We start from the raw sequence: 16,801 nt of genomic DNA, 5'->3' as shown, positions 1-16,801 counted from the left end.
TGAAGCGTGACCTCTCTCTTCCCGGCCCTCAGGGGCGCCACGGCGGACCGTCCCGCCCTGCGGTTCGGCGACCGCTCACTCACCTACGGGCAACTCGCGGCCGCGACCGGCGCCCTGGCGGGCCGTCTCGCGCGGTACGACCGCGTGGCCGTCTGGGCGACCGCGGAACTGGAGACCGCGGTGGCCGTGGTGGCGGCGCTGGAAGCCGGTGTCGCCGCGGTGCCGCTCAACCCGAAGTCCGGGGAGAAGGAGCTCGGGCACATCCTGAACGACAGCAGGCCGGGCCTGCTGCTCGTCCCGCCGGGCGCCGAACTGCCCGCGGCCGTCGGGGGCTTGGAGCGCGTCGACATCGACGTGCACGGCACCGGCGGCATCGCCCCCGACAGTGCGGCGCAGGACGGCGACCCCGCCCTGGTCGTCTACACCTCCGGCACCACAGGCCCGCCCAAGGGCGCCGTGCTCCCCCGCCGGGCCATCGCCACCACCCTGGACGCCCTCGCCGACGCCTGGCAGTGGACGTCGGACGACATCCTGGTGCACGGCCTGCCCCTCTTCCATGTGCACGGTCTGGTCCTCGGCATCCTCGGCCCGCTCCGCCGCGGCGGCTCGGTCCGTCACCTGGGCCGGTTCAGCACGGACGGGGTCGCCCGCGAGCTGAACGCCGGAGCGAGCATGCTCTTCGGCGTCCCCACGATGTACCACCGCATCGCCGAAACCCTGGCGGGGGATCCCGAGTTGGTGAAGGCCCTGGGCGGGGCCCGGCTGCTCGTCTCCGGTTCGGCGGCGCTCCCCGTGCACGACCACGAGCGCATCACGGCCACGACCGGCCGCCGGGTCATCGAGCGCTACGGCATGACGGAGACCCTCATGAACACCAGCGTGCGCGCGGACGGCGTGCCACGCGCCGGGACCGTGGGCGTACCGCTGCCGGGCGTGGAGCTGCGGCTGGTGGAGGAGGACGGGTCGCCGATCACGTCGTACGACGGCGAGACCGTCGGCGAGATCCAGGTGCGCGGGCCGAACCTGTTCACCGAGTACCTCAACCGGCCGGACGCGACGGCGGCGGCGTTCACGGCGGACGGCTGGTTCCGCACGGGGGACATGGCGGTGCGGGACGCCGACGGATACGTCCGGATCGTCGGCCGGAAGGCCACCGACCTGATCAAGAGCGGGGGTTACAAGATCGGGGCGGGCGAGATCGAGAACGCGCTGCTGGAGCACCCGGGGGTGCGGGAGGCCGCCGTGACCGGGGAGCCGGATCCGGACCTGGGCGAGCGGATCGTGGCGTGGATCGTCCCGGAGGATCCCGAGTCCCCGCCCGCTCTGGACGAGTTGGCGGACCACGTGGCCGCCCGCCTCGCCCCGCACAAGCGCCCGCGGGTCGTCCACCACCTGGCCGCCCTCCCCCGCAACGACATGGGGAAGATCATGAAGCGGGCGCTGCATGACTGAGCGGCCGTCAGCGCGCGAGGTCGTGGCCCTGGTGTCCGACGACTTCTCCGAAATCCCGTACCCCGCACGGCAGTCGAAGCCCGACGGCCCCCTCGCCTGGCAGGGCTACGACGCCTCGCGCGCCCGTGCCGCCGAACGCACCGGCGAGGACGAGTCGGCCATCTGCGGCACCGCGCGCGTCGAGGGCACCCGAGCCGTCCTGATCGCCTTCGAGTTCGGCTTCCTCGGCGGCTCGCTGGGCGAACGCACCGGCGACCGTCTGGAGGCGGCGTACACGTACGCCCGCGAACACCGGCTTCCCGTCGTCCCGTTGGTGGCGACGGGCGGCAGCCGTATGCAGGAGGGCATGCTCGCCCTGACCCAACTCCAGCGGGTGGCACGCCAGTCGGCCCTCACCCGGGAGGCCGGTCTCCCTCAGATCGCGGTACTGCGCGACCCCACCACGGGCGGCGGCTGGGCCACCCTGGGCGCCGGCGCGGACGTGATCCTCGCCCTCCCGGGCGCCCAGGTCGGCTTCGCGGGCTCCCGGGTCCGTCCCCCGGACGCCGACCCGTCGGCGTACACGGCGGAGGCCCAGGTGGCGGCGGGCGCGGCGGACGCGGTCGTACGACCGGAGGAACTGCGGCGGACGCTGGGGATGTGGCTGCGGTTGCTGACGAGGCCGTCGGCCGGCACCACCGACGCCCCCACGGACGGCCACACCACCGAGGCGGCCCCCGTCCACCGACACCCCGCGCCCGCCGGCACCGGCTCCACGCCCCCGGACCCGACCGGCGAGGCCCACCCCACACGCACGGGCCCAACCGGTGCAGCCCACCCCACACCACGCGCCGAAACCGGCAGCACCCACCCCACACCCCCAGACACGACCGGCGCAGGCCACCCGCCTCCACAGACCGGATCCGCCCCCGTCCCGGCCCCCCTCGGCACCACCGATCTCCCCGCCGCCGGGTGGGACGCGGTCCGGCGTGCCCGTTCCGTGGAGCGACCGCGCGCCGCCGCCTACCTGGACGCCTACTTCAGTCACCGCGCGGCCGTCTCCGGCGACCGCTGCGGCGGCGTCGACCCGGGCATGCTGTGCGGCTTCGGGGAGCGCGAGGGCCGCACCATCGCCTACGCCGCCCAGACCGGCACGGCGACCCGGCCCGCCGGCTACCGCACCGCCACCCGTCTGATCCGCCTCGCGGAGCGGCTGGGCATCCCGGTGCTCACCCTGGTGGACACCCCGGGCGCGGCCAACGACGCGGAGGCCGAACGTCAGGGCGCGGGCGCGGCCATCGCCGACCTGTTCACCACGGTCGCCTCCGCCCGCATCCCGATCACCACCCTCCTCATCGGCGAGGGCGGCTCCGGCGGCGCCCTGGCCCTGGCAGCACCCGGCGCCACGTACGCCACCCCGGACAGCTACTTCTCCGTCATCGCACCGGAACTGGCGGCGGCGATCCTCAAGCGACCACGGGAGGAGGTCGAGGCGACGGCGGACCAACTGCGGATCCGGCCACAGGACTTGGTGGAGCTCGGGGTGATCGTCCACCCCGAGGGGATATAACTGGCATAACTTCACAAAAAACCCACATCAGGCATAAACGACAAAACCGCCCATTTAGCCGCACCCCACCCGGCCCTTCAATAAGGGCCCCTCCTCCCCCACCGCCGCACAATGCCACTAAGCCCCGCCACCCGGCGCGGCCCCACGGTCTGTGCTCTCGGGAGGACCTGCGATGACCGCCAGTCTGGAGCAGCTGCGCCGCTGCCACTTCGCCGTCGACCTGGGCGCGGCGAGGACGCGGGTGTACGTGAAGGGGGCCGGGCTCGTCGTCGACCAGCCCTCGGCCGCCGCCGTGAACACCCGTACCGGTGCGCTGATCGCGGTCGGCGAGTTCGCCGAGAAGATGACGGGCCGCACCCCCGACTACATCCGTGTCGTACGGCCCGTGTCCGGCGGCACCGTCGTCGACATCGAGATGGCCCAGCGCATGCTGCGCCATCTGCTCGGCGACAAGATCCGCCGCAATCTGCGCCGCAAGCCCCGTCTGCGGGCCGCCGCCTGCACCCCGCACGACGCCGACCCGCTGGCCCAGCGCGCGGCGATCGAGACCCTCGTGGGACTGGGGGCGCGGCGCGTGGAGCTCGTGGACACCCTCATCGCCGCCGCCGTCGGCTGCGGACTGCCCGTCGAGCGGCCTGAGGCCACCATGATCATGGTGTGCGGGGCGGCCGCCACCCAGGTCGCCGTGCTCTCGCTCGGGTCGATCGTGACCGCCGAGCGCGTCCCGGTCGGCGGTGAGGCCGTCGACCACGCGATCGTGCAGCACCTGCGTCACGAGCACGAGCTGATGCTGCCCAGCCAGTCCGTACGACCGCTGCAGCTCGCCCTCTCCGGCAACGGCCTCACCCCGCAGGGCCCCGCCTCCACCGAGATCCACGGCCGGGACGTCGCCACCGGCCTCGCGCGTTCCGTGCAGGTCGACACCGCCGCGGTACGGGACGCGATCGAGACCCCGCTGACCGCCGTCCTGGACGGGATCGGCCGGGTGCTGCGCAACTGCCCGCCCGACCTGGTGGCCGACCTCGCCGACCGCGGGATCATGATGGTCGGCGGTTCCGCCCTGCTCCCCGGGCTCGACCAGATGCTGCGGCAGGCGACCGGGATGCCGGTGCACATCGCCGAGCGGCCCGACGTCTGCGCCGTACAGGGACTGGGGTACATGCTGGAGGGCCGGATCGAGCCGATGTCGCTCGACCCGCTGTCCACCTGAGGCACGGCACGCACCACGGCGCTCCTCGCGCGCCCCCGTGAGACCCCGTCAGACCATCTCCGGCATGAGCGCCGTCCCCTCGGGACGGAACCGCTCCAACCGACGCGGCGGCACGATGCTCGGCAGCAGCATCTCCCACATGAGGGTGGTCTCCTCGGTCAGGTCGGCCCGCCCGCTGAGGACCTGGGAGCTGAGCTGCAGCCCGGTCCAGGAGCCGACGATCAGCCGGGCCACCCGCCCGGGGTCGAGGTCCGCCTTGACGTCCCCGCGCTGCTGCGCCTGGACCAGGCACTCCCGGAAGAGCTCGATCCACCGGGTGTACGGCTCGCTGACGAGGCCCGTCTTGGAGCTCTGATCGATGACCAGGCGGATGCCGGCCCGCACCCGGACGTCCACCACCAGCAGCCGGGCCATGGTGTGCACGATGTCGATGACGGTCTGCACTCCGGGCTTGCCCGTGTCCGTCACCGACTCCAGGGCGGAGAACTGCTCGCCGACGAGGGCCTGGGCGAGCTCCTCCTTCGAGCCGAAGTGGAAGTAGAGCGCGCCCTTCGTCACCCCGGCCTCCTTGACGATGTCCCCGAGAGACGTCCCGTGGTACCCCTCGGCGTCGAAGGCGCGGGCCGCCCCGTCGAGGATGGCCGACCGGGTGACCTCCGCGCGTTCCTGCCTGACCATGCGTCCAACCCCTGCCTGTGTCGCGACGAGCTCTCGGGATCAGTTTGCCTTCCCGACGCATAAAAAAACCAACCGACTGGTACTTTTATCGACGGACCAGGGAACCACCCTGGAAAACGTGGGGAGTTGGCATGGCGGACAGGATCCGGGTGGGAGTCGTCGGCGCGCACGCCGAGCGGGGATGGGGTCGCCACATCCATCTCCCGGCACTCAGGGCGCTAAACGACTTTCAGGTCACGGCAGTTGCCGGTACGACCGCCGCGTCGGCGCGGGCCGCCGCCGAGGTGTGGGGCGCACAGAGGTCGTACGACGACGCCCGGGCGCTGATGGCCGACCCGGACGTCGACCTGGTCACCGTCGCGGTCCAACTCCCCTCCCGCGACGGGCTGGTGGAGGCGGCGATCGCCGCGGGCCGGCATGTGTACAGCGAGTGGCCGCTGGCCCCGGACGCGGCGACCGCCGAGCGCTTCGAGTCGGCGGCGCGGGCGGCGGGCGTACGGCACGCGGTGGGGCTGCAGAGCCGGCACCACCCCGAAGTACGGCTGCTGCGGGAGGTGTTGGCGCAGGGGCTGATCGGGGAGGTGCTGTCGGCGTCCCTGCTGTACTCGCTCGCCACGCCCGAGGTGTGGTCGACGCGGTACGCGGCGTTGTTCGACGAGACGAAGGGCGTCAACCATCTCGCCGTGGTGGGCGGTCACTCGCTGGACATGTTCCAGTACGCCGTCGGGGAGTTCACCGAGATCTCGGCGACCCTGGCGACCCGGATCGACCGGATCACGATGGAGGAGACCGGCGAGCCGATCGAGGTGACCTCCCCGGACCAGATCGTGCTGGGCGGTCCGCTGGAGTCGGGCGCCGCGGCCTCGGCGCACTTCATGACGGGCGGTCCCCGCGGCGACGGCTTCCGGATCGAGGTGCACGGGCGGACGGGCCGACTGGTCCTGGTCTCGTCGGACGACTCGCTGGTCGGACCCCGCTTCACCCTGACGCACGCCCCGGCCAACGGCTCCCCCGCCCGGGAGCTCGCCGTGCCCGACGCACACCGCCCGCTGCTGGGCACCCCGTCCGCGGTCAGCAACGTCGCTCAGGTCTACACGGACCTGGCCCGGGCGATCCGCACGGGAGACGACTTCGGGCCGGACTTCACCACCGCCGTCCGGGTGCACCGGCTGCTGGACGCGGTCAGGTCCTCGGCCGGGAGCGGCCGTCGGGTGCGGCTGAACCGAGTGGCCGGGCCGAGGGGACGTCGCCCGACGAGCCCGGTGTGAGCAGGTGCGCCCCTGTGTGCTCCCCGCCGACGGCGTTACGGTGTAGTTCCGACGGCTGTGGGAGGCTCTCTCGTGACGAGCGGAACCGCGACGACCCGACAGGCCGGAACCGATTCCACCGCGACCGCACCGGCTTTCACCTCCGTCACCCGGATCGGCGTGACGGGGCACCGCTCGATCCCGGGCTCCGTCCTGCCGGGTGTGCGTGCGGAGATGCGCAGGCACCTCAGCGGAGGCGCCCTGGAGGCCTTCACCTGTCTCGCGGCCGGCGCCGACCAGCTGTTCGCGGACATCGCCCTGGCCGGCGGCGTCCCGGTGACGGCGGTGATCCCGGGCATGGACTACGAGGCCCACCTCGACGACGACGCGGCGCGGGCCGGGTACCGCAGGATCCTGCGCGCCTGCGCGAACCGCGTCGATCTGCCGCCCGAGCCGACGCACGAGGAGGCGTACTTCGCGGCGGGCCGCTGGATCGTCGACCACTGCGACCGCCTGATCGCCGTGTGGGACGGCCGGCCGGCGCGGGGTCTGGGGGGCACCGGGGATGTGGTGGCGTATGCGCGGAGGACGGGGGTGCCGGTGACCGTGCTGTGGGAGCCGGACGTGCGCCGCGCGCCATGACACCCGTCTCGTGACCAGCCGTCAGCCACCGAACCTGCCGAGCCAGTCGGAGTGCTGCGGCGACACCAGCCGCTCCGCCTCGCCGACCGCCAGGGCCCACCGGTCCTCGGTCACGGTCGTGCTCATCTCGACCCGCAGGGTCTCCAGATCCTGCTCGACGAGCGAGTGCGCGTAGGTCAGCGGCCGGTGCCGGCGCACCTCCTGCCAGGCGACCCCGGCCGCCGCGGCCGCGCTGAGCACCCCTGTCAGGTCCCAGGCGCCGAGCATCCCGGCCGCCCTGAACACGGCCGCGAGCAGGGCCAGGAGGGTCAGTACGGCGGTCACCGAGGACCACTGCACGGAGGCGCGGTGGGCCTGGGCGGCACGCCGCCGGTACCAGGCGTGCTGCTCGAGTAATCGCTCACGCAGGTAGATGTCCCGCCGTACCGAGAAGGCCTTCGCCCGTACCTGACGCATCGCCGGGGTGATCTGGCCCTCGCCGCGGGCGTGGGCCCCGTTCCTGGAGTCCTCCCAGCCCACCTTGCGCATCTCCCGGAGCCGTTCCTCGACCCGCTCGGCGAACAGCGCGTCCGCGTTGGCCACCTGGGAGTGGAAGATCCCGCCGTGCACCATGTACTGCCACGCCAGGGACTTCAGCAGCTCGGCGACGGCACGGTGGGCCTGCCAGCGCGCACGGGCACGGCGGCGTGTGGTGCGCAGTCCGATGCCGATGGTCAGGGCGTACAGCAGCGCGGCCAGGAGCGCGGGGACATGGCTGTCGAGGCGTTCGGCCAGCATGGCGGAGGTGGTGGCCGCGAGCAGGACGATCAACTGCGCGCGGACCGCGCGAAACGATTCACTCTGATGGGTGATCGCGAGTTGATCGTTAACGCGGAAGAGCGGAGGCAGGTCGTGATCGCTCCATGTCGTTCCAGGACCCGGAATTGCGGCGCTCATGAACCACCCCCGACGGCATGCTCACCCGGACCATCGAGTATGAGCGTGTACGCGCCCCCAAGCCATGCTCCGGGCATGGTCTCCTGAGGTATCGTCCGCCTAAACCCGGGCTGTCTCTGCCTCATGGATCGCGAAGCGACACCGGACCCTCTGGTCCCCTTGGGCCGGGGGCAGACCGGTGCCCTCGAGAGGAGACATCAGCACACATGAACGCACAAACCACCACGGAGCGCGGACCGGTCTCCGGTCCCACGTCCCGTCGACTCACCCCGCTCGGGACGATCGTCCCCAGCGAGTCGGCCAGGACCGAGGCCGCTCGGGTTCTGGACGTCCCGGAAAGGCGTCCCGCCAAGCCCATCACGTTCGACAGTGCACTGTAGGTCGCGCTGTCGGGCAGTCGCTTGACAGAAGTGGGCTGTAAGTCGGCCTCGTCGGGCTTGCCCAGCCCACTTCTGAGTCAACCTCACCGGTGCACCGCTCCCCCGTCAACCCCTGTGGTTCACCTGGGAGTTGTCCTGAACCGGGGAGTCAGGGGTGGCCGCAGGTACTAATCTGTGGTAAATGACCGACCCCGCAGCGGACACCCCGCTCCAGCAGCTCGTCTTCAAGGTGCACAGCCGCTGCGATCTGGCGTGCGATCACTGCTATGTCTACGAGCACGCCGACCGGAGCTGGAAAGCGCGGCCGGTCGTCATCCAGAAGGGGACGGTCACTCAGACGGCCCGTCGGCTCGCCGAATACGCCGGAGCCGTCGGACTGGAATCCGTCTCCGTCATCCTGCACGGTGGAGAACCCCTTCTCGCGGGCCCGGCCCGACTGCGCGAGATCTGCGCGGAACTCACCACCGCACTCACCGATATCACTCCGCTGGACCTCCGAATTCACACCAACGGAATTCAGCTGAACCGACGCCATCTGGACGTGTTCGCGGAATTCGGCGTCCGGGTGAGTCTGAGCCTGGACGGCGACAGGCTCGCCAACGACCGGCACCGGCTCGACCGTCGCGGCAGGAGCAGCTACGACCGGGTGCTGCGTGCCGTCGACCTGTTGCAGACACCGCCGTACCGGCACCTCTTCGGCGGACTGCTGTGCACCGTCGACGTCCGCAACGATCCGGTCGCCGTCCATGACGCGCTGACCGCGCTCGATCCGCCGCGCATCGACTACCTCCTGCCGCACTCCACCTGGGACAATCCACCCCCACGCGGCGACTCCGGGTCGCAAACACCGTACGCCGACTGGCTGTTGGCCATCTTCGACCGCTGGACCGAGCAGGGTCGCAAGGTGCCCGTACGGACCTTCGACTCGGTACTCAGCACCCTGCACGGCGGCCCCAGCCTGACCGAGGCCATGGGGCTCGCCCCGTCCGATCTCGCGGTCGTGGAGACCGACGGCACCTTCGAGCAGGCCGACTCGCTGAAGACCGCCTACGACGGGGCCCCCGCCACGGGGTACGACGTCTTCCGGAACGATTTCGCGGAACTCGCCCGGCATCCCGGGGTGCGGGCCCGCCAGACGGGCCTCGCGGGAGTCTCCGAGACCTGCCGTCGCTGTCCCGTGGTGGAGTCCTGCGGCGGTGGCCTCTACGCCCACCGCTACCGCACGGAGAGCGGCTTCGACAATCCCTCCGTGTTCTGCGCGGACCTGCGGGCCCTGGTCGACGGCATCGCCGACCGGATCACCGAGCGCGGCCTCTTCCCCGGCGTCCACGACCCGGACGAGCTGTCCTTCGCCCTGCTCAAGCGGGACCGGGAACGGCTGGCCGCCGCCAACGAGCGGCTCGCCGGACGCCCGGACTGGGACGAGACCTGGCACGCCCTGCTGCGACTAGACGCGGACGACGACGGCGCCACCCACCTCAACCGACTGCTGGCCCACCCCTATGTGCGGTCCTCACTGCGCCGTTCGGGCCGGTCCGGCACCACCACGACCGCCCGCATCGCGTCCGTCGCGGTCGCCGCGGCCGTTCACGCCCGGGCCCCCCTGCGGCTGTCCTGGGAGCAGCCGTCCCGGGAGCTGCACCTTCCGGCGCTGGGCACCATGACCCTGCCCGCACCCGGGCGCGTGGAGGCGACCGTCACCGGCCGCACGGTGAGCGTGCGTCTCGCCGACGGCAGCACGCTCGCGACGGACACGGTTCCCGGCCCGTGGTGGCGGCCGCTGACGACGCTGGAGACGTCCGACGGCGACGGCACACCGCCGCTGCTCATCGACGACGCCGACCCCTGGCGTGCGGTCTACGCGGTGGAGGTCTCGGCGCCTCTGGCCCCCGGCCCGCTGGCTGCCTTCGAGGAGCGTGTCCGCGCCGCCCTCGCATCACAGGCCCGGACCCCCTTGGGCCTCGCCGTCGTCACCCCGCTCGCCGCCGGGACGGGCGTCCGCGGCGACGAGCACGGGCTGGGTGCGCTGGGTGTCGCGGTCGACGCCGAACCCGCCGTACTCGCAAGGGAGTTACCGCGTCACCTGCGCCGGGCCCGGCTGGCCGCGCTGCGCGAGGCGACGCATCTGCACGTGCCCGGAAGCAGGGCCGGCGAGCTGTTCGCCGACGCCTCCGACGGCCTCGGGGACGCCGAACACGCGGGGCCCTCGCGTGCCGCGGCGACCCCGGCGCTGGCACGCACGGAACGGGCACTGACCCGGCTGGCCGGACTGCCCGCGCGGGAGCTCACCGAGAGCGGCGCCGCCCTCCTGGAGGAGCTGCGCACGGAGTGGCGGCGTCTTGTCTGAGCTGTCGCGACTGCGCCTGCTGCTGGGTGAGTTGGGCATCCGCCCCGGCGGCGTCCTCATGGTGCACACCTCGCTGAGCGGCACCGGCCTGCCCCCCACCCTGGTCCGGGACGCTCTGCTGGCCGCCCTCGGACCCGACGGGACCCTCGTGGTGCCCGCCTTCACCCCGGAGAACTCGGACACCTCCCGCGCCCACCGGGCCCGTGTCGCCCACCTGAGCCCGGAGGAGGCCGACGTGTACCGGGCGAGGAAGATGCCGCCCTTCGACCCGGACACCACGCCCTGTCCGTCGATGGGCGCGCTCGCCGAGTGCGTGCGCACCACGAGGGGAGCCGTGCGCAGCGCGCATCCGCAGACCTCGCTGGCCGCAATCGGCGCGCGGGCCGCCGAGTTGCTGTCCGGACACGACCCGCACTGCCACCTCGGTGAGCGCTCCCCGCTCGCGCGGCTGTACGCGGCGGACGCCGAAGTGCTGTTGCTGCGCGTGGGGTTCGAGGTGTGCAGCGCCTTCCATCTCGCCGAGTACCGCATGACCCCGGCACCCCCCACACGCGTGTACCGGTGCGTGGTCGGAGCGCCGGGCAACTGGTATCCGTACGAGGATGTGGCCCTGGACGACCGGGACTTCGCGGAGATGGGCGCCCGGCTGCCGCGCAAGCTCCTCACCCGGGGACAGTGGGCCGGAAAGACGGTCACGCTCTTCGGTATGAGGGCCGCCGTGGACGACGTACGCGATCAACTGTCCAGATATCGCTCCGAAATGACCTGAATTAAGTGAACCGTCCAGGCCCTTGGTCAGGCACATTGTTCTTCCGGTTCCAGGTGGCTCCGGCTACGGGGTCATCGACGCGCAGGGGGGCGTGTTGGACACACCTGACGGAGAGTGGGGGCAGGCCCCGGCCGAGGGGCAGCCCTATTTCTTCCTCAGCTACGCCCACACCCCGCCGTGGGGGTCGGGCGGCGGCGACCCCGATCACTGGGTGCACCAGCTCTACCGGGACCTGTGCAACCACATCATGGCGCTGACCGATCTGCCCGCCGGTGCCGAAGTCGGCTTCATCGACCGGGAGATGGGCTCAGGCGTGGGGTGGCCGAGGAAGCTCAGCGAGAACCTGGCCCGCTGCCGGGTCTTCGTACCGCTGCTGTCACCGCGCTACTTCACCAGCGAGATGTGCGGCCGGGAACTGTTCGCGTTCAACGAGCGCCTCCTGCACGCCAGGGCCGCCGGCGGACGCGAGGTGTCCGCCATCGTCCCGGCCCTGTGGACGCGCGTCGACTTCCACCAACTGCCGGACTCCATACGCCACATACACCTCGACCGCACGACCTTCGGCGACCGTTACGCGACCAACGGCTTCTACGGGCTCATCAAACTCAGCAGGCTGCGCGACGAGTACGAGGAGACCGTCCTCACCCTCGCCCAGCGGATCGTCCAGGTGGCCGAGGAGTGGCCGCTGCCGCCCGGTCGGCTGCGGGACTACGAGTCGACACCGAGTGCGTTCCGGCCGCGCGGCGAGGAACCGCGGCACATCCATCTGACGGTGGCCGCGCCCACCCGCGACAGCGTCCCCGAGGACCGGGACCCGCGCCCCTACGGCGAGGACGCGCTGGACTGGAACCCGTACCACTCCGAGTCGACGCGCCCGCTGCCCGCCCTCGCGGAGGAGCTGATTCGCTCGCTGGACTACCGGCCCACGGTCTCCTCCTTCGACGACGAGGACACCGACGGCCCTCTCTCCCCCGGCACCGGCGAGGAGAGCGGCAAGACCGGCCGGCCGCGCATCCTGCTCGTCGACCGGTGGACGCTGACCGACGAGGAACGCCGGCGCAGACTGAAGGTGTTCGACGCCCAGGCCCAGCCGTGGGTGAGCGCGGTCGTCCCCTGGAACCGGGCCGACCTGCAGTGTCACGGCGACGAGGGACAGCGCCTGACCACGGAGTTCGAGCGCACGCTCCCGCTGCTGCTGGAGCGCGGCAGACGCACCGACTGCCGTACCGCGGTCAACGGCGTCCCCACACTCAAGGCGTTCACCGATGTGCTGCCCGCCGTCGTGGCGCACACCACCCGGCAGTACCTCAAACACGCGGAGGCCCATCCGCCGCCGGGTCCGCACGTGCCCAGGCCCCGTCTGCTGGGCCCCATCCAGCCGCCGTACCCGGAAGGCGGACCCGACCACGGAGGAGACGCATGACGGGCCCGCGCGACGGACGTGTCATCACTTTCTATTCGTACAAGGGGGGTACGGGCCGCACCATGGCCCTGGCCAACACCGCCTGGATCCTCGCGGCCAACGGCAAACGCGTGCTCGCCGTGGACTGGGACCTGGAAGCACCGGGCCTGCACCGCTTCTTCCACCCGTTCCTGGACCCGAAGGCGCTGTCCGCGACCCCCGGGGTCATCAACATCATCCAGGACTACGCCTGGGCAGCGACCACGGGCACCCAGCGCCCCGACGACTGGCACCTGGCCTACGCCCAGGTCGAACAGCACGCCGTGTCCATCCGGCCCGAGCGCTTCGACCTGCACTTCCCCGAGGGCGGCTCCCTCGACTTCCTCTCCGCGGGCCGCCAGGACCGGGCCTACTCGGCGGCGGTGACCTCGTTCGAGTGGGACAACTTCTACGAGCGGCTGGGCGGCGGCACCTTCCTCAGGGCGCTCAGGGCCAGCATGAAGGGGACGTACGACTATGTCCTGATCGACAGCCGCACCGGTCTTTCGGACAACGCCGACATCTGCACCATGGAGATGCCCGACGTCCTGGTGGACTGCTTCACCCTCAGCGACCAGGCGCTGGAGGGGGCGGCTGTCGTCGCCCGCGGTGTCGAGGAGGGCTACCGGCCGCGCCGGATACGGGTGCTGCCAGTGCCGATGCGCATCGACGAGGGCGAGAAGGAGAAGGTCGACGCCGGCCGCGCGCTGGCCCGGATGCGGTTCGAGGGGCTGCCCAAGGGGGCGGACGGCCGGCCGCTGAGCCAGGAGGAGCTCAGCGCCTACTGGGGCAACGTCGAGATCCCCTACCGCCCGTACTACGCCTACGAGGAGACCCTCGCCACCGTCGGCGACGAGAGCGGCATCGCCAACTCGCTGCTGTCCGCCTTCGAGCGGCTCACGGCCGTCATCTCCGACCGCGAGGTCACCTCGCTGCCGCAGATCCCCGAACCGGTCCGGCTGCGCTGCCGGGACGCCTACCTCAGGCGCCGGCCGCTGACCAGCGTGGCCGATGTCGTGGTCGCGTACGCGGCGGAGAAGCGGATGTGGGCCGACTGGGTCGAGTACCTCCTCAAGCGGGCCGGCTGCGAGGTCACGCTGCACGAGATCTCCACCGGTCCGGTCGAGCCGGCGGAGACGACCGCCCACACCGTGGTGCTGCTGTCGAAGACCTTCCAGGAGTCCCGGTACGCCGACTCCGTCTGGCGTGCCCTCGGCGAGCGGTCCCCGGAGGGCACCCGCAGCTCGGTGGTGCCGCTGCGTGTCGAGGAGGTCCCGCTCCCGGAGCCGTGCACCGACCTGCACCGGCTCGACGAGACGGAGTGTGTGGCCGCGCTCCAGCGCGCGCTGGAACTCCCGCTGCAGCCGGCCGAGAGCAGCCCGTCGGCCCCCCGCTTCCCCGGCATCACCCCCGGCATCTGGAACGCGCCCCAGCGCAACACCACCTTCACCGGCCGGGCCCCGATCATGGACCGGATCCGCACCCAGCTGGGCGACCTGTCCGGCCCGCCGCAGCCGCAGGCGCTGTTCGGGCTGGGCGGCGTGGGCAAGACCCAGCTCGCCATCGAGTACGTGCACCGCTTCATGGCCGACTACGACCTGGTCTGGTGGATCTCCGCCGAACACATCGACGACGTGGTCGCCTCGCTGGCCGAACTCGCCCCGCTGATAGGCGCGACGGGCCCCGAGGACGACATGACGAAGGCCAGCCAGGAAGCCGTGCAGCGGCTGTCCCGGGGGCTGCCGACCAAGCGCTGGATCCTGGTCTTCGACAACGCAGGCGATCCCGCGGAGCTGGCCCGCTACTTCCCCACCGGGGACGGTGGGCACATCCTCGTCACCTCCCGCAACCAGGCCTGGTCCCAGCACGGGGCGTCCCAGCAGATCGACGTCTTCGAGCGCAAGGAGAGCGTCGAGCACCTGACCCGGCGCCGCGAGGACGGCCTGACGGCCGAGGACGCCGACCGGGTGGCGGAGGCGCTCGGCGATCTGCCGCTGGCGGTCGAACAGGCGGCGGCCTGGCTGGCCGAGACCGCCACCCCGATAGAGGACTATCTGCGGCAGCTGGCCCGGCAGACCACCGAGGTGCTGGACCTCAACCAGCCGCCCGACTACCCGCGGACGGTCGCGGCCACCTGGAACGTGTCGATCCAGCAGCTGGAGAAGCGATCACCCGCGGCGGTACGGCTGCTGCAGCTGTGCGCCTTCCTCGCTCCCGAGCCGATCTCCCAGCAACTGCTCTACAGCAAGGAGATGATCACGGCGCTCAAGCCGTACGACCCCTCGCTCCAGGAGAGTCTGCTGCTCGGCCGGGTCATCCGGGAGATCGGCCGGTTCGCGCTCGCCAAGGTCGACCAGAAGACCAACAGCCTCCAGGTGCACCGGCTGGTGCAGGCGGTGATCCGCGCCCAGATGCCCGAGGAGAAGCAGCGGGAGGCCCGGCACGTCGTGCACACCGTCCTGGCGGGCGCCCGGCCCGACGGCGACGAACCCATCGACGACCCGGCCACATGGCCCCGCTTCGCGGTCATCTGGCCGCACCTGTCCGCTTCCGACGCCCGCAACTGCCGTGAGGCCGACACCCGTCGACTGCTCATCGACCGGGTCCGCTACCAGTGGAAACGCGGTGACTTCCTGGCCGCGAGGCGCCTCGCGGAGGACCTGCTCGAGCACTGGAAGCCGGTGCTCGGGGAGGACGACGTCTACTACCTCTACCTGCGTTTCCACCTCGCCAACGTGCTGCGCTCGCAGGGGCGTTACGTGGAGGCCCGGGAGATCGGCGAGGACCTGCTGGAACGGCAGCGCCGGGAACTCGGCGAACAGCACCCGCACACCTACGCCACCATGTCCGCGCTCTCCAGCGACCTGGCGGCCCTCGGCGAGTACACGAAGGCGGTCGGTCTGGCCGAGAAGGCGCACGACGGCTTCAGCGAGATCTTCCACGAGTCGCACCGGCGCACTCTCAGCGCGGCCAACAACCTCGCTCTCGCCCTGCGGATGGTGGGCAACTACGGCCAGGCGCGCGGCATCGACCAGGACACGCTCGACCGGCGCACGGCCGTCCTCGGCCCCGACCATCCCTACACGCTGGCCTCGGCCGAGCGCCTCGGCCGTGACCTGCGGGAGGTGGGGCGGTACGCGGAGTCGGTGTCCATCCTCTCGCGGGCGTACGCGGCCCACAAACGGATCCTGGGCAGGGAGTTCCCCGGCACCCTGCGCTGCGCCAAGTCCCTGGCGGTGTCGCTGCGCCGCAACGGCCAGCTGGATGACGCCCGTCGGCTGACGGAGACGACCCGCAAGCAGTACAAGGACCAGTACACGGCCCCGACACCCGACTCGCTGGCCTGCGACCTCAACCTGGCGGCAGACTTGTTCGCGGCCGACGAACGGGACCGGGCCCGCGAGGTGGCCCAGGAGGTGCTCGCCGAGTACATGAAGGTTCCGGGCGAGGCGCATCCGTACACCCAGGCGGCCCTGAACAACCTGGGGATCTTCCACTGGGGCTGCCGGGACCTGGACGAGGCGGAGGCGGTGTTCCTCAAGGTGCTGCCCCGCATGGCGGAGGTGCTGGGCGAGCACCATCCGCACGCCGTGTTCAGTAGCGTGAACTTCGCCAACGTCCTCTACGACCAGGGCCGCTTCGAGGAGGCGCGGGAACGGGACGAGGCGGCGCTGCCGGTGCTGCGCGAGGCCCTCGGCCGCCACCACCCCGAGACGCTCGCCGTGGTCACCAACCTGGGGCTCGCCCTGCGGGCCCTCGGCCGTGACGGCGAGGCACGCGCCCTGCGCGACGACGCGCTGGCGGAACTGCGCCTGCTGCTCGGGGAGGACAACGGCATCACCCTGCTGGCGAGCCGTGACCGGCGCATCTACCGGGACCTGGAGCCCCTGTCCGTGTGATCCCGCGCGGGGCGGCACCGCCGACTGAAGCGGCGCCGCCCCCCGTCATACGTCCGCCCCGTCCGACCACCCCTCCGGCCGCCCACCCGCTCCTCCGCGAGCCGGTGGCCGCGCGCCCACCGGTCCGCCGGCCCGAGCGTCTGTCCGCGCCTGCGCCGGACCCGCCCATGCGTCCACAGGTCCGCCAACCCATCCGCGCCTCGATCAGCCCGTCCGCGCCGCCACCAGCCCGCCAGCCCGCGCTTCTGTCC

Annotated in this window: 12 protein-coding genes; 10 read left to right on the top strand and 2 right to left on the bottom strand. The window is 71.9% G+C overall.

Annotated elements, in window-relative coordinates; translation table 11 throughout:
- Positions 1 to 6 precede the first annotated feature (6 nt).
- The 3 genes from AQJ46_RS12515 (at position 7) to AQJ46_RS12505 (ending at position 4,211) form a co-directional block, all read left to right on the top strand.
- Positions 7 to 1,452 carry an acyl-CoA synthetase gene (locus tag AQJ46_RS12515; protein ID WP_059205625.1) on the top strand — a complete coding sequence of 482 codons (1,446 nt, stop codon included), beginning with the start codon at positions 7 to 9 and terminating at the stop codon, positions 1,450 to 1,452.
- Positions 1,445 to 3,001, top strand: coding sequence for a carboxyl transferase domain-containing protein (locus tag AQJ46_RS12510; RefSeq protein WP_059205624.1), 1,557 nt, complete (start codon positions 1,445 to 1,447; stop codon positions 2,999 to 3,001). Before AQJ46_RS12515 ends, AQJ46_RS12510 begins: the two co-directional genes overlap by 8 nt.
- A 172-nt stretch (positions 3,002 to 3,173) precedes the next feature.
- On the top strand, positions 3,174 to 4,211 hold the full coding sequence (locus AQJ46_RS12505) for a rod shape-determining protein (protein ID WP_057615484.1): 1,038 nt from the start codon (positions 3,174 to 3,176) through the stop codon (positions 4,209 to 4,211).
- 48 nt (positions 4,212 to 4,259) lie between these two features.
- Here the strand turns inward: AQJ46_RS12505 and AQJ46_RS12500 are convergent, their stop codons facing one another.
- Complete coding sequence (locus tag AQJ46_RS12500; protein ID WP_059205623.1) at positions 4,260 to 4,889, bottom strand: ScbR family autoregulator-binding transcription factor; 630 nt, start codon at positions 4,887 to 4,889, stop codon at positions 4,260 to 4,262.
- Positions 4,890 to 5,020: 131 nt separating this feature from the next.
- Here AQJ46_RS12500 and AQJ46_RS12495 point away from each other — a divergent pair, with 131 nt between their 5' ends.
- Positions 5,021 to 6,157 (top strand): Gfo/Idh/MocA family protein, encoded by a 1,137-nt coding sequence (locus tag AQJ46_RS12495; protein WP_059205622.1) that lies wholly within the window; start codon positions 5,021 to 5,023, stop codon positions 6,155 to 6,157.
- 153 nt (positions 6,158 to 6,310) lie between these two features.
- Positions 6,311 to 6,778 (top strand): hypothetical protein, encoded by a 468-nt coding sequence (locus AQJ46_RS12490; RefSeq protein WP_059205855.1) that lies wholly within the window; start codon positions 6,311 to 6,313, stop codon positions 6,776 to 6,778.
- A 21-nt stretch (positions 6,779 to 6,799) separates the two neighbouring features.
- On the opposite strand, the gene AQJ46_RS12485 is transcribed toward AQJ46_RS12490, so the two are convergent.
- A complete protein-coding gene (locus AQJ46_RS12485) occupies positions 6,800 to 7,714 on the bottom strand; it encodes a DUF4231 domain-containing protein (RefSeq protein ID WP_059205621.1) in 915 nt (304 codons plus the stop codon).
- A gap of 206 nt (positions 7,715 to 7,920) precedes the next feature.
- Between AQJ46_RS12485 and AQJ46_RS55420 the strand changes: the two genes are divergently transcribed.
- From AQJ46_RS55420 to fxsT, 5 genes are all read left to right on the top strand, one after another.
- Entirely contained in the window at positions 7,921 to 8,094 is a 174-nt protein-coding gene (locus tag AQJ46_RS55420) for a hypothetical protein (protein ID WP_158013118.1), read from the top strand.
- A 181-nt stretch (positions 8,095 to 8,275) separates the two neighbouring features.
- Positions 8,276 to 10,441: a radical SAM/SPASM protein FxsBH, inactivated beta-hydroxylase extension form gene (gene fxsBH, locus AQJ46_RS12480; protein ID WP_059205620.1), complete on the top strand. Its 2,166-nt coding sequence runs from the start codon at positions 8,276 to 8,278 to the stop codon at positions 10,439 to 10,441.
- Positions 10,434 to 11,210, top strand: a complete 777-nt coding sequence (locus AQJ46_RS12475) for an aminoglycoside N(3)-acetyltransferase (RefSeq protein WP_059205619.1) — start codon at positions 10,434 to 10,436, stop codon at positions 11,208 to 11,210. Before fxsBH ends, AQJ46_RS12475 begins: the two co-directional genes overlap by 8 nt.
- 94 nt (positions 11,211 to 11,304) lie before the next feature.
- Positions 11,305 to 12,633 (top strand): TIR-like protein FxsC, encoded by a 1,329-nt coding sequence (locus AQJ46_RS12470; protein WP_159064019.1) that lies wholly within the window; start codon positions 11,305 to 11,307, stop codon positions 12,631 to 12,633.
- Complete coding sequence (fxsT, locus tag AQJ46_RS12465) at positions 12,630 to 16,550, top strand: FxSxx-COOH system tetratricopeptide repeat protein (RefSeq protein WP_059205618.1); 3,921 nt, start codon at positions 12,630 to 12,632, stop codon at positions 16,548 to 16,550. Before AQJ46_RS12470 ends, fxsT begins: the two co-directional genes overlap by 4 nt.
- Positions 16,551 to 16,801: the final 251 nt, after the last annotated feature.

The organism is Streptomyces canus, assembly GCF_001514145.1.
Classification (GTDB): Bacteria; Actinomycetota; Actinomycetes; order Streptomycetales; family Streptomycetaceae; genus Streptomyces; species Streptomyces canus.
The sequence above is the reverse complement of the archived record's forward strand: the minus strand, read 5'-3'. Positions and strand labels throughout refer to the sequence as shown.